Below are 12,482 nucleotides of genomic sequence, written 5' to 3'. Positions count from 1 at the left end.
GTCACGGGACCTCCGTGACCACGCCCGAGGGCCACTGCACGTCCGCCACCGTCCACACCTCACCCTGGCTCGACAGGGTGTGACGGAACTCGCCCTTCAGCACGCCTCGGTCATACACGCGCACCGTCGCCTCGCTGCGCGGGTCCACCACTCCATTCGCGCGCGCGAGCACCACCGCCACACGGTACGTCCCGGACGCCGGGAGCTCGTAGCCGAACACCTCCGGGCCGTAGCCCGTCAGCCGGTCCCTCAACAACTCCGGGTCCTCCGCGAGGCCGGGCGCACCCCAGTCCGGACGCGGATTCGCGTAGTGACAGTCGTCCACGGAGCCTGGCACCGCGTCCACGCCCCGTGACACATGCAGGTCCAGGTCCGTCTCCGCGTGGTTCCACGACACATCCACCAACAACCGCTGCGCGGGCACCGCGACGACACGCGCGCTCGCGGGACGCGGACTTCGCGCACCCGCCGCATCCATCACCGCCAGCTCCACCTCGTACGCTCCCGGCACCACCGGGTCCAACCGCAGCACCGTGCGCGCCGCACCCGGCTCCACCACCTGGGCTCGCGCGCCGACTGGTCGCTCCTTCAGCACCCACTCGTACGCGAGCGGCCCATCCCCATCCGGGTCCATCGAGGCCGTGCCATCCAACACCACCTCCGCACCCGGGACGCTGTCCCCCACCGGGCTCACCACCGGCACCGGAGCCAGGTTCACTCCTCCATGCAGTGACACGCGTGCTTCTCGCCGGTCCGGGTCCGTGGTCCGCAGCAAGAGCCCTCCACTCGCCGCTTCCGCCGTCGCTCCCAGAGGCACCGCGTATCGCACCGACAGCTCCACCTCGGTCGACACGTCCAACACCGCCGGAGTCTTCGTGGAGCCCACGAGCTGGAAGGCAGATGCGCCAGCAAGCGTGAGGGACTCCAGCACCAGCGGCGCGTTTCCCAGCGCGCGCACCTTGAAGGAGCGCACCACGGCATCACCTTCCGCGACGCGTCCGAAGTCGAGCCGCTCCGTGTCCAACTCCAACATCGCCGCTGTGCGCCCCTCACCCAGCAGGCTCACCTCGAGAGACGGACGACTCGGGTCATCCGTGTGCAGCTCCAGGGTCGCCGTGTACGGAGACTCGCGCGGTGGGACGAAGGCCAGCAACACGGGAGCCTCCGCCTGCGCGGGAACCTCCTCCGGCGCGGAGACGATTCGGAACGGACTGTCCGCCTCTCGCACCGAGACCCCCACCACGCGCAGCGGCGCACGCCCCGCGTTCACCAGGGGCAGGGACACCGCGCGCTCGTTCAACGCGGGCACCGCTCCAAAGTCGAGCGTGGACCCGGGCGCCACCCAGCGAGGCACCACCGACAGCGAGGGCGCGTCCTTCCCACAGCCTCCCGCCAGCAAGCAGCCCACCACGAGCCACCACCCTCCGCGAGCCGCCCCCTTCCTCACGACGCGTCCTCCTCCACATACTCCAGCTCCACTCGCGACCCGAGCCCCGGCACCGAGTCCCCCGCGAAGAACACAGCCCTCCGCTCGGGCTGGTACACCCAGCCGTCCACGGCTCCGGCCCTGGGCGTGCAAACGGCCTCCAGCGCCTCCGCCGACTGACTCGCGCAACCCTCACGGTCCACCGAGGCACAGGCGCTCAGCGCATCCTCCGTGGCTTCACAGGGATACCGCACACGGACTCGCAATGAGTCCGCGCGAGGGACTCGCTCCAGCGCGAACGTTCGCCGCAAGCCCACCGCGCTCGTCGCCAGCGCGCGCAGCGCTCGCGCGAAGTCCTGGTCACAGATGCTTCCCAGCTCGCCGCCCATCAGCGTCACCAGCTCCGCGTAGCGACTCCCTGGCTCCGCGCCACAGCCATTCGAGGGCACGTCCCCGATGATGGCCGAGGCCACCACCGTCCCGTCATTCCCCAACCCCTTCGCCTGCTCGAATGCGCGCCAGTACATGCGCACGTCATGTGGCGAACGGTCATCCTCATCCGTCACGAACGCCAGGTAGAGCCACGCCTCCGGACGCAGGAAGTCCACGAAGTGCTCCGTCGCGCAGCCCTCGCGACAGGTCTGCGTGGAGCAACGCGACACACAAGCCGCGCGAGCCTCCAGCACCGGCGCGTTCTCTTCGGATACCTGCGCCAACACCAGGTTCGCCGCCTCCAGGCCCGCCTCGTAGGCGCTGCCCTGGGTGCCCACTCGCACGCTGTTCGCGAAGGCCTGCTCCAGCTCCGGCGTGTCCGGACTCAGGATGCGTGGCGTCCCCACCAGCGCCCCCGGCCGCGTGAAGACATCCGTCGTCGCCACGCCCATCCGGTAGTCGACGCGCCCTTCCCGAAACAGCGAGATGAACGCCTGGAAGTTGCGCGCGAGCGACTCCTGACGTGGCGCCATCGACGCCGAATCATCCACCACCCACAGCACATCCACCGCCGGGGCCGAGCGCTGCGCATACGTGTCGACGTGAAAGCCCGCGGGAAGCGACGGCGCGAGCCGCTCGTCACGACAGGCCACTGAGGAGAGCGCCAGGAAGGCGACGACGGCTGCACGGCGCATGAGCGGGCAGCCTATTACCACCGCTCCTCGGGAATCGAGCAGGCCCTGCCCGAGAGCGTTGATGGCACACATGGGCAGCGAGAAGCAGTCCTGGCGAGCCTCCGGGTGCGGTACACCCGGTGGCACCATGTTCCACCGCCAAGGGCCCACCCTCCTCGAGCTGGCCGAGCAGGCCATGACCTCCGTCGAACACGGCTACGACCTGCTGGCCCCCAAGTTCGACTACACGCCCTTCCGCACGCCCGACCCGGTCGTCCAGGCCGCCATCGACGCCCTGGGCCCGGCCGGCTCCGTCGACTCCGCCCTGGACGTGTGCTGCGGCACCGGCGCCGCCATGCGCCTGTTGCGGCCCCTCGCCCGGGAGCGCGTCGTCGGCATCGACGTGAGCCAGGGCATGCTCGAGGAGGCCGACCGTCGCCTCTCCGGCGCCCCCGGCACCTCCGCCTTCCAGTTCGTCCGGGGTGACGCGCTGGCGATGACCTTCGAGGCGGAGTTCGACGTCGTCACCTGCTTCGGCGCGTTCGGCCACATCCTCGAAGAGGACGAGTCCCGGCTGGTGCAAGGCATCCATCGCGCCCTGCGCCCCGGAGGCAGGTTCCTCTTCGTCACCGGCCATCCACCGTCGCGGCTGCGTCCCGGCTACTGGGTGGCCAAGGGCTTCAACGCCGCCATGCGCGTGCGCAACGCGCTCTGGAAGCCACCCTTCGTCATGTACTACCTGACGTTCCTGGTGCCTCGCGCGCGGGCCCTGCTGGAGGCCCAGGGGTTCACCGTCGAGGTTCGCGACGGCATCCTCCCCGAGCCCTTCACACCACTGGCCACCGTCATCGCGACGAAGCGCTGACTACTGGGTGTCCGCCGCCTTCGCCGCGCCCTTCTCCAGGCCCTGGAACACCGTCTCCAGCCACACGTCCGTCTTGATGTAGCCCATACCGAAGGACTTGAGGTGCTCGGGCAGGCTCTCCGTCTTCACCTGCTCCAGCGTCTTGCCGGCGTCCTTCTTCGTGCGCACCAGGGCCACCGACTCGCGCAGCGCCGCCACGAAGCGCTCCAGGCCCGCCTTGTCCGTCAGCGGCCCGTGGCCCGGAATGATTTTCACGTCCGCCGGGAGCGTCTGGAGCAGCTTCTCCACGTTGCGCACGTACCCATCCACCGAGCCGCCACTGCTCACATCGATGTACGGGAAGGCGTCCACGAAGAACTGGTCGCCGGTGTGCACCACGTTGGAGCCCGTGAAGTGCACCAGCGTGTCGCCATCCGTATGGCCCGCCGGCAGGTGCGTCAGGCGAATCTCCTCGCCGTTGAAGTACAGCGACATGCCCGTGTCGTAGGTGATGACCGGCAGCGCTTCCTTCTTCGCCGGAGGGACGACTCCGCGCTCCCCCCTGTCCTGTCCGACGACCAGGCGCGTGCGCACTTCGCGATGCGCCACGATGCGACCCTCGCGGCCGAAGATGGCGTTGCCGCCCGTGTGGTCGCCGTGCCAGTGCGTGTTCAGCACATAGGCAATCTTCGCCTTGCTCAGCTTGTCCAAGGCCTTGTGAATCTTGGGCGCCAGGGGCTCGAACTGGTCATCGACGATGAGCAATCCATCCGGCCCCACCGAGACGCCGATGTTGCCGCCCGCGCCCACCAGCATGTGCACGTTGCCCGCGACGGGACTGCTCGTCACCGGCACCTTCTCAAAATCCTTGGACTGCGCCAGGGCCAGCGAGGGAACCACGGCCAGGACCGCCAGGAGGCTTCGCATGTCGGGAACTCACACGGACAGGGGTGTCGGAAACGGCGGTGCACCATAGTCCACGGCGACCACCGTGTATTCCACCGCGCCCCGGGGCCGCTCCACCTGCACGGACTCCCCCACTTCCTTTCCCAGCAGCGCCCGCGCCAGCGGAGACTCCACGCTGAGCCGCCTCGCCTTCACGTCCGCTTCATCCAGGCCGACGATGCGGTAGCGCACCCGCTCGCCCTCCTCGTCCTCCAGCTCCACCCACGCGCCGAAGAAGACACGGCCCGCCTGCGCCGGGTCCGGCTCCACCACGCGCACCTCCTCCAGCGTCGCCGCGAGGTGCCGCGCACGTCGCTCGCGCTCCTGTCGCCGCACTCCGGCCTCCAGCGGCGTCAGCTCTCGTGCGCCGGAGTCGGGCCCCTGCGTGGACGCCAGCTCCTCCTGCAGCGCGCGGTAGCCCTCTGGAGTGATGTAGCGCTTGTCTCCCGAAGCGGACCGCGGGCGCGGCGGTACCAGCGCCTCGTCCCCACCCGAGTCTTCCTTCGTGAACGCCTTCGACATTCCCGCCTCCACGACGCGAGGCACCGCGAAGCCCCGAGATTAAGCTACGCCGCTTTCTCCATCACTCAAGGGGTGCACGCATGGCAGGGCAGGCAAGGCTGACAGGCAAGCAGGGCCAGGCACTGGCGGGCCATCTGAGCGAGGCCCCTGCCCCGGGAACCCAGGGCGCGGTGGTCCTCGTCCACGAGTGGTGGGGCCTCAACGCCCACATCCAGGGCGTCTCCGACCGGCTCGCGAAGGAGGGCTTCACCGTGTTCGCGGTGGACCTCTACCACGGCCGCACGACGAAGGACGCGGCGGAGGCGGACAGGCTGCTGACGCAAATGGATTGGGGGCAGGCCAGCGCGGAGCTGCGCGCCGCCACGGATGCGCTGCGCGAACGCGGGGGAGCGGGCACCAAGGTCGCCGTCCTCGGCTTCTGCATGGGCGGCGCGCTGACGCTGCTGGCCGGAGTCAATGACCCGGGGCTCGACGCCGTGGTCCCCTTCTACGGGATTCCTCCGGAGGCCGTGGACGTCACGCGCATCCGCGCGCCGGTGCTGGGCCACTTCGCGAAGAACGACGACTGGTGCACCCCGGACCGCGTGGACGCGCTGGAGCAGAAGCTGAAGGCCGCCCGCGTGCCCGCCGAGATTCACCGCTACGACGCCAGCCACGCGTTCTTCAACGACACGCGGCCGGAGGTCCACTCGCCCGAGGATGCGCGCCTGGCGTGGAAGCGCACCGTGGACTTCCTCCACGCGAAGCTCGGCTGAGCCTCGCGCGGAGGGCTCGACTCAGGTGCCGGGCGTCGCGGACGGCTGCTGCACGGGGCTCGGCGCGGCCTCCGGGGTGGTGGCGGGCGCGTCGGTGGCCGGGGTCTCCGTCGCGGGAGCCGGCTCCGGAGCGGCGGGCGCCTGGGGCGCGGTCTCCAGAGTGGCGGGCGCCTCACCCGAGGGCGCAAGCTGCAGGCGGTACGACGTCACGCCCTTGGGCAGCACGACCTCCACCAACGGGTTCTCCTTCAGCAGCGCCTCGTTCGCCTCCAGCTTCACCAGACCATCCGCGTCGCTGAGGACGTTCAGGCGCGTGCGGCCCTCGCCCGCGCGGACCCGGGCCCCTTCCACGGGCTTGCCGGAGCCGTCCACCACGCGCAGCGCCACCATCTGCCCGGGAGTTATGTTGGCGGCGTTCGGCGGCGCCACCAGCTCCTTGTAGGTCGGCCGCAGGGCACAGGCCGTCAGCAGCGAGGTGGAGGTCAGGACGATGGTCAGCAGGGCTCGGCGGAGGCTCATGGGAATTCCGTACGGACGTGAGGGGACTAACGGGCGCGGCAGCATAGCCGCAGACGGCGAGCCGCCAAGCCCCACGGCGTCCGCCCTCTCGGGTGGCTCCGCCTGTTTTCCCTGGCTTGTCCCAGGCAAGCACCAGGGGTCCGCAGGGCGGCCCGCTCTCCCTTGGAGGGAGCGGCCCTTCCACATGTCTGTCGCCGACCCCACACCTGAAGGACGGCGGCGGAGGTGCCGCGCCCGCCCCTGGGAGGCTCGAAAGCCATGGTCGAATTGACTCGCTCCGACAGAACCACCAACCCGCCCCCCTATGTGCGGGATGTGCATCGCGAACTCCGCTACTCCGAGCTGCCCGCGGGCATCGGCATGAGAAACGAGGAGTTCTACTTCAAGAACAACCGCTTCATCGTCAGCGTGGCGACGATGCTCGTCACCGGCTTCGTCGTCTTCTTCGTGCCGTTCTTCAACGGCCTGATTGCCGGTGCGTTCGGCGGGTTCCACGCACGGACGATGAGGCGTGCGCTTGGCGCGGCCCTCGTCACCTCCATCGCGCTGCCGGCGTTCATCGCGCTCTTCTCCTTCCTCGCCGGCCCCCATCAGCTGCGCATCTTCGGCGGGCTGGGGTTCTGGGGGTGGACGGCCCTCTTCGTCATCGGCACGTTCATCGGCGCCGCCACGGGCCCCTACTCCAGCGAGTTGTTGACGGAGGACTTCAGCGCAACTCCAGACCCAGTGCCAGCCGACGGTCCAACGTACCGGACAACCACGACGACGGAGACCGTGACTCGCGAAGTGCGCGTGGAGCGAGTGAGCCCTCCCAGCGAGCCTGTGCGCGAGGAGTGAGCAGCACGCCGAAGGGCCCCGCGCGGCCCAGGAACCACTCCACCTGGAGCCAGGCGCCCGCCTCGTGCGTGAGGCGGGCATCGCCCATCCGCCACGTGGGGGCATAGGCCGCTTCCAGTCTCACCGCGTTGGCGCCGGAGCCCGGAAGGCCCGTGCGGTGCGTCAGCGACAGCCGAGGCCCCGCCGCCGGTGTCAGGGCCTGCTCGCTCCAGTGCATCCGCGCGAGCCCTCCCACGCCCACCGCCGTGAAGCGCGAGAAGCGCGCCCCCGCATCCAGCACCACCAGCGCCTCCGCCTGCACGGTGGCCCGGTAGGGCATGGCCCGCGCCGTGTCCGAGGCCACGCGGGCCTCCGCGCCCCACCCGAGCGAGTCCCACGCGGACTGGCGGAACTGGGGCAAGTCCCGCTGCAAGGTGCGGTAGCCCACCAGCGTCATGTCCGTGGACACCACGCGCGGAGGGCCCCAGCGCGGCTCCAGTGAGAGCTCACCGTCCAGGACGCGCAGCTCGCTGCTCGACTGGAAGCCATGCAGGCGCGAGTCACCCAACGCCTCCGCCATTCCCGCGGTGCGCACGCTCACCACGGGCCGCGCCGCGCCCACGTCGGGGAAGTCCATGCCCACGCTCACCACCGTGCGCGCCGCGCCCGACTCGCGCAGCGCGGTGTCCGCCCACCGGGTCTCGGCCTCCACCTTGCGACGACGGTCCGCGCCCAGGAAGGCCACCGCGTCGACGTCCGCGAACACGCCGTCATTCAGCTCACCCTGGGCCTCGGTGGCCCGGATGAAGGCGGCCTCGGTGCGCTCGGCGCGGACCAGGACCTTCAGCTCCCTCGGCGTCGGCGGACGGCGGGGCGCCGTGGCCAGCGCCTCCTGGAACAGCGCCGTGCGGTCCAGCACCGCCAGCTTCCGCTGGAGCGCTTCTTCTCGCTCGAAGACCCGCTGACGCTCGCGGATTCCCGCCTCCGCGGAGCCCTTCAGGGGCGTCTTCACCGCGAGCAACCGCTGGCGTTCGATGCGCAATCGCTCTCCCTCCAACCGGTCCAACGCCGCGCGCTCCACTCGCACCGCATGGGCGACGTAGGCGTGCAGCGTCTCGCGCACGGAGGCCCGGACCTGGGGCGACGCGGAGTCGAGCACCGCGCGCACCGTCTCCGGCAACGCTCCGTAGGCCTCGTGTCTCGTGTCGGGTTCGGGTGACTGGAGGCGCGCGTGCAGGTGGAGCAGCCGCGACAATGGGGAGGCATCGACCTGGCCCGTGAGGGATTCGAGGGTCTCTCTGCGCAGGGCGTCCGCGCGGACGGCGCGGTCTCCGGTGGACTCGAAGGCATCGGGGATGAGCTCCAGCAGGGGGCCCGCGGCGCCTTCCTTGCCCAGCACCTCCAGCTTCGCCAGCACGTCGAGCGTCGCGGTGGGCAGGACCCACATCACGCCGGGGGGACGCACCTGTCGACCGTGCTCCAGGACTCCATTGAGGAGGAAGAGGAGCGCGCTCGCGCAGTTGTCGGTGAAGAAGTAGTAGCCCATGTACCCGCGTCGCTCGAGCTCCCAGATGCGCTCCAGCATCCGCTCCTCCTCGCCGCGAGTGAGGCGCAGCCGGAAGCGGCGGATGGTGCGTTGCTCCAGCTCCAGCGACTCGTGCGTGAGGTCGCCCATCGTCCCGGTGAGGAAGACGGTGTCGTAGCTGCCCGTCATCCCCTTCACCACGTAGCCCAGGCCCCTGGGCTCCATTCCCGTGAGCGCCACGAGTTGCACGACGCGCTCGAAGGAGGGGCCTCGCACTTGAGCGCCCTCGCTCCAGACCGGGCGCAAGAGCAGGTGACCGAAGAGGGACTCGGGCTGGCGTCCCGTGGCCGCGACCAGGAGGACCTCCACGTGGGACAGGAGGTCGAGCTCCGCCCAGGCATCGAAGGCGGGACAGGCTCCGCGCGAGCTCGGCGCGCCGAGGCCCGTGGCCTCCACCGCCTCCGTCAGGGCACGCGACTTGGAGAACTCCTGACAGCGCACCTGCTCATCCACGGAGAGCGCGTCGTCACGCAGGGACTCCACGGGGAGGAAGAACTCCTCGGCGAAGGTCACCAGGTCGAGAGATGCGCTCCTCTGGCCCCGCTCGCGACTGAAGGCCCCGGCGTAGTGCAGGCGTGCCTTCTCCTTCCAGACCAACGGCCGCTCGAAGGGCTTCATCCATCCCGACAGGCGACGCCAGTTCGCGGACTGGCTCCACTGCCAGGCGTCGTCCCAGCGCTGCACCACCGCGTGCACCACGGCGCGGCGGCGCCACAGTTGCTCCGACTCGTCATCCGTCAGGCGCGACAGGCGCAACGTCGCGCGACGCTCCGTGGACGGTGCGTACCGGTAGAGGTGGAAGCGGGCTCGCTCCTCGGACCAGTCTGGACGCGCGGCGGTTCCGTCACCCAGTCCCAGGGGCGCGGGCTCCGGGTGGAGGACGAACTCCAGCGGGCCTCCCGGAAAGCGGCGCATCGCCGGAGGCAAGGCGCCCAGGCCCGCCTCCACCTCACGCACCAGAAACGCGTCGTCCGAGGCGGCGCCTCGCAGCAGGACTCCGGCCCGCTCCAGGGCGTGCACGCGTTCCTTCAAGGAGCGAGAGCGCTCCGTCTCACCGCGCGTGGGAGCCTCGACCTGCGTCGTCGCTTGCTCGTCTTCACCTGGCGCTGGGTCGACCTCTGGCGCTCGAGATGAAGCCTCGACTCGCATCGGGGCCTGCGCGCCTTCACGTGGCGAAGGGGCGACCTCTGGCGCCCGAGATGAGGCCTCGACGCGCATCGGGGCGTGCGCGCCTTCACGTGGCGAAGGTGCGACCTCTGGCACCGGCCCTTGAGGCGAAGGGGCCTGCGCGTCATCTCGCGGCCCCTCATCAGCCTCTGTCGCGGCGCCTTGCGGTGCGGCCTCCGCGCGCATCAGCGCATGCGCGTTGTATCTCGGCACCGCCGCGACCTGGAGCGTCGTACCTCGCGGAGGAACTTCATGCGCCCTGTCTGGCGGCGCTCCGACATCGACGGGTGCCGCCCACGCGGGCAGCGTGAACGCGAGACTCAGCAGCCACGCCGCCCGGCGGCTCACTCCATCACCCCCGCCGTCGCCTCCTCGTCACCATGCGCCGCGAGGAAGGCACGTCGGTCCTCGTCGAGCCGCGGATCCGCGCGCGCCAATTCACCCACCCTCGCCAACCAGGCCAGCGCCCGCTCGGGCGTCAGGGTGCGCGTGTCCGCCATCGCCAGCAGCTCCTGCCGGTTCGCTCGCAGGAGCCGCCCGAAGGTCCCCAGGTTCTCCCGACGGATGCTCGCCGCCGACGCCAGGTCCTCCACCGTGGGCCCCGCCCCCAGCGCCAGGTCCTCCCGAAGCTGATGCGTCCGAGAGCGCAAGTACACCTGCGCCGCGCGCCCCACCTCCTCCGGGGGTGGCGGAGCCCGACGCCGCCGCTCGGCCGCCGCCACGACGCGCCAGATGACCACCCCCAACCCAATCACCGTGGCCGCCACCGTCGTCGCCGACACCACGCGCCCGTCGTTGTTCTCGCTGTTGCTCGTCTCCGAGCGCGAGTCCTTCCCCTCCCCACCACTCTCCGACTCGCTGCTCCCCGTGTCGCTCTGCTTGCTGGAGCGCGACTCGCTGGAGCCCCCCTCTTCGGAGCTGTGGTTCGAATCCCCACTGGAGCCCGCCTCCGACTTGCTGGAGTCCCCCGACCCGTTCGACGAGTCCCCGGATCCATCCGACGAGCCATCCGACCCGGATCCATCCGAGCCCGAGCCCGAACCGTCGGAAGACCCATCCGACGCGCTCATCCCTCCACTCCCCATCGCCCCCGGTGTCCGACAGCCCGTCACACCCAGCAGCACGGCCATTCCCAACGCAATCTTCCCGGTGTGCTTCAACGTCATCTCAGACACCCCCTGAATGAGCACTCGTTCGTCACGAGCGCATGGACAGACACCGCGCAATCACACGGTAGGAATTCATTTGTCATGAATCTTATAGCCAGCGACGTGCCGGGCGCGGACGGGTGTTGTTTCGCGGCCTTGCGACCAACGCCGTGCGTCAAAGCGCGAAGCGGACGCGCCAGGGGTGCGTCGCGGGCTTCGCGCCAATGTGAGGGAAATCGCGGGGTTCAAGGGCGACGCGCCGGGCATCGACTGTCGATCCCCGGCGCGCGCTCACATGAAACCTACCGCGAAAGGCCCTCCCCCCCGGTGGGCCTGCACCTCATTGTCGCGCTGTGCGCATCGCGAAATCCATGCGGGGAAGCCCTGATGTCGGCTTCCACCCGGACGCCTCAGACTTCAGGGCATGTCGCCGATAAATGCTAAACAACTCACAACTTCGACGTCCTGGTAGGATAGTGGAAGCCACTCATTGCCAGCCTATACTCAGGATATCGTGATTCGTTTGAATTCCGAGGAACAGCGTATCCTGGCGGACCTGGAAGCCCTGCTCGCAGAAGCGGAGCCGAGCTCGGAGTCCCTCCCCACGGTCCTGGGCGCACTGCGCGACACGCTCAAGGCGGAGCGCGCGGTGGCCTATGGCGTGGATGTGGGGCCTGACCGCTTCCATGTCAGTTATTCCTTCAGCTCGGGCTTTCCACAACAGCCCGAGGTGGTCTTCGACGCGCTGGAGACCTTCCTGTCGGACCGGGAGAGTCTTTGGGGTTGGTATGATCCAGCTCGCCCCGCACCGGCCCAGCGCAACCGGGCGCTGCACTTCCGCTCGTTGCAGGAGTCGGAGGCGCGGCAGATGCCCTTGCATGACCAGCCCGCATACGAGGTGGCGCGGCGTCTGGGATTGAATGAGGCGGAGCTGGACGCCCAGCGCGACAGGGTCAACACCCGCTCCGGCGCGGTGTACCGGCAGCTGGGCATGGAGCGCATGGCGTTCCTGCGCACCCTGGTCTGCGAGGGGCCGTCGCTCCTGGGCTGGCTGGGGTTGGCGCGCGAGGAGCCCTTCACCGAGCGAGAGCAGCGGGTGCTCCAGGCCCTGACGCCCGCGTTGCAGCGGCGGCTGAACATGGAGACGCGGCTGCGCGAGTCCGGGCTGATGTCCACCGCGCTGGAAGTGGCGATGGAGGCGCTCGGGCGCGCCGCCTGGGTGGTCAGCGGCAGTGGCCGGGTGGTGCACGCCAACAGCGCCGGCCGCGTGTGGCTGGAGCGCGGCGAGCCGGAGCTGATGGAGCAACTTCGCCGGGGCGCGCAGGGCATTCCCTGTTCGGGCCCGCTGACGCTCACGCCGCTGCGCACCACGGGCCTTCCCGCGCACTACCTGGCCATCGACACGGGCACCGCCTCCAGCGCCGCCGCGCGCGTGCAGGCCCTGGCCGCGCGCTGGTCGCTCACCGCGCGCGAGTCCGAGGTCCTCACGCACATCGTCCAGGGCGAGACGAACAAGTCCATCGCTGGCCGACTGGGCTGCGCTGAGCGCACCGTGGAGGTCCACGTCACGCACCTGCTGGCCAAGGCGCACGTGGAGAGCCGCTCGGCGCTCATCGCCCGCTTCTTCCAGACGTCCTGACCCTAGAATG

At 70.0% G+C, this 12,482-nt stretch carries 10 protein-coding genes; 3 read left to right on the top strand and 7 right to left on the bottom strand.

What is annotated here, in order from left to right; genetic code table 11:
* Position 1: 1 nt before the first annotated feature.
* Both HUW62_RS01435 and HUW62_RS01430 read right to left on the bottom strand, forming a co-directional pair.
* Positions 2 to 1,447, bottom strand: a complete 1,446-nt coding sequence (locus HUW62_RS01435; RefSeq protein WP_176433331.1) for a choice-of-anchor D domain-containing protein — start codon at positions 1,445 to 1,447, stop codon at positions 2 to 4.
* Positions 1,444 to 2,553, bottom strand: coding sequence for a vWA domain-containing protein (locus HUW62_RS01430; protein WP_176433299.1), 1,110 nt, complete (start codon positions 2,551 to 2,553; stop codon positions 1,444 to 1,446). Before HUW62_RS01430 ends, HUW62_RS01435 begins: the two co-directional genes overlap by 4 nt.
* Before the next feature lie 127 nt (positions 2,554 to 2,680).
* Here HUW62_RS01430 and HUW62_RS01425 point away from each other — a divergent pair, with 127 nt between their 5' ends.
* Complete coding sequence (locus HUW62_RS01425) at positions 2,681 to 3,397, top strand: class I SAM-dependent methyltransferase (RefSeq protein ID WP_163864284.1); 717 nt, start codon at positions 2,681 to 2,683, stop codon at positions 3,395 to 3,397.
* Here the strand turns inward: HUW62_RS01425 and HUW62_RS01420 are convergent, their stop codons facing one another.
* Both HUW62_RS01420 and HUW62_RS01415 read right to left on the bottom strand, forming a co-directional pair.
* The gene (locus HUW62_RS01420) at positions 3,398 to 4,303 is read right to left on the bottom strand and encodes an MBL fold metallo-hydrolase (RefSeq protein ID WP_163864285.1); all 906 of its coding nucleotides are present in this window, start codon (positions 4,301 to 4,303) and stop codon (positions 3,398 to 3,400) included.
* A gap of 9 nt (positions 4,304 to 4,312) precedes the next feature.
* Positions 4,313 to 4,843 (bottom strand): GreA/GreB family elongation factor, encoded by a 531-nt coding sequence (locus HUW62_RS01415; RefSeq protein WP_176433330.1) that lies wholly within the window; start codon positions 4,841 to 4,843, stop codon positions 4,313 to 4,315.
* An 80-nt stretch (positions 4,844 to 4,923) separates the two neighbouring features.
* Between HUW62_RS01415 and HUW62_RS01410 the strand changes: the two genes are divergently transcribed.
* On the top strand, positions 4,924 to 5,598 hold the full coding sequence (locus HUW62_RS01410) for a dienelactone hydrolase family protein (protein WP_163864287.1): 675 nt from the start codon (positions 4,924 to 4,926) through the stop codon (positions 5,596 to 5,598).
* Positions 5,599 to 5,619: 21 nt separating this feature from the next.
* Here HUW62_RS01410 and HUW62_RS01405 read toward each other — a convergent pair whose 3' ends face one another.
* From HUW62_RS01405 to HUW62_RS49600, 3 genes are all read right to left on the bottom strand, one after another.
* Positions 5,620 to 6,117: a hypothetical protein gene (locus HUW62_RS01405; RefSeq protein ID WP_163864288.1), complete on the bottom strand. Its 498-nt coding sequence runs from the start codon at positions 6,115 to 6,117 to the stop codon at positions 5,620 to 5,622.
* A 706-nt stretch (positions 6,118 to 6,823) separates the two neighbouring features.
* Positions 6,824 to 9,550, bottom strand: a complete 2,727-nt coding sequence (locus HUW62_RS01400; RefSeq protein ID WP_255203159.1) for a DUF4105 domain-containing protein — start codon at positions 9,548 to 9,550, stop codon at positions 6,824 to 6,826.
* A gap of 479 nt (positions 9,551 to 10,029) precedes the next feature.
* Positions 10,030 to 10,851, bottom strand: coding sequence for a hypothetical protein (locus HUW62_RS49600; protein WP_303626811.1), 822 nt, complete (start codon positions 10,849 to 10,851; stop codon positions 10,030 to 10,032).
* Positions 10,852 to 11,347: 496 nt separating this feature from the next.
* Between HUW62_RS49600 and HUW62_RS01390 the strand changes: the two genes are divergently transcribed.
* On the top strand, positions 11,348 to 12,472 hold the full coding sequence (locus tag HUW62_RS01390; protein WP_176433328.1) for a helix-turn-helix transcriptional regulator: 1,125 nt from the start codon (positions 11,348 to 11,350) through the stop codon (positions 12,470 to 12,472).
* The last annotated feature ends 10 nt before the right edge of the window (positions 12,473 to 12,482 follow it).

It is taken from the genome of Myxococcus sp. AM011 (assembly GCF_013372595.1).
Classification (GTDB): domain Bacteria; phylum Myxococcota; class Myxococcia; order Myxococcales; family Myxococcaceae; genus Myxococcus; species Myxococcus eversor.
Note: the sequence above shows the minus strand (reverse complement) of the source record. Positions and strands in the feature narration are given on the sequence as shown.

What these genes read in the sequence shown, in the direction of transcription:
- HUW62_RS01425 (WP_163864284.1), top strand. Translation starts at nt 2,681, where the DNA reads ATGTTCCACCGCCAAGGGCCCACCCTCCTCGAGCTGGCCGAGCAGGCC.
- HUW62_RS01415 (WP_176433330.1), bottom strand. Translation starts at nt 4,843, where the DNA reads ATGTCGAAGGCGTTCACGAAGGAAGACTCGGGTGGGGACGAGGCGCTG.
- HUW62_RS01410 (WP_163864287.1), top strand. Translation starts at nt 4,924, where the DNA reads ATGGCAGGGCAGGCAAGGCTGACAGGCAAGCAGGGCCAGGCACTGGCG.
- HUW62_RS49600 (WP_303626811.1), bottom strand. Translation starts at nt 10,851, where the DNA reads ATGACGTTGAAGCACACCGGGAAGATTGCGTTGGGAATGGCCGTGCTG.
- HUW62_RS01420 (WP_163864285.1), bottom strand. Translation starts at nt 4,303, where the DNA reads ATGCGAAGCCTCCTGGCGGTCCTGGCCGTGGTTCCCTCGCTGGCCCTG.
- HUW62_RS01430 (WP_176433299.1), bottom strand. Translation starts at nt 2,553, where the DNA reads ATGCGCCGTGCAGCCGTCGTCGCCTTCCTGGCGCTCTCCTCAGTGGCC.
- HUW62_RS01405 (WP_163864288.1), bottom strand. Translation starts at nt 6,117, where the DNA reads ATGAGCCTCCGCCGAGCCCTGCTGACCATCGTCCTGACCTCCACCTCG.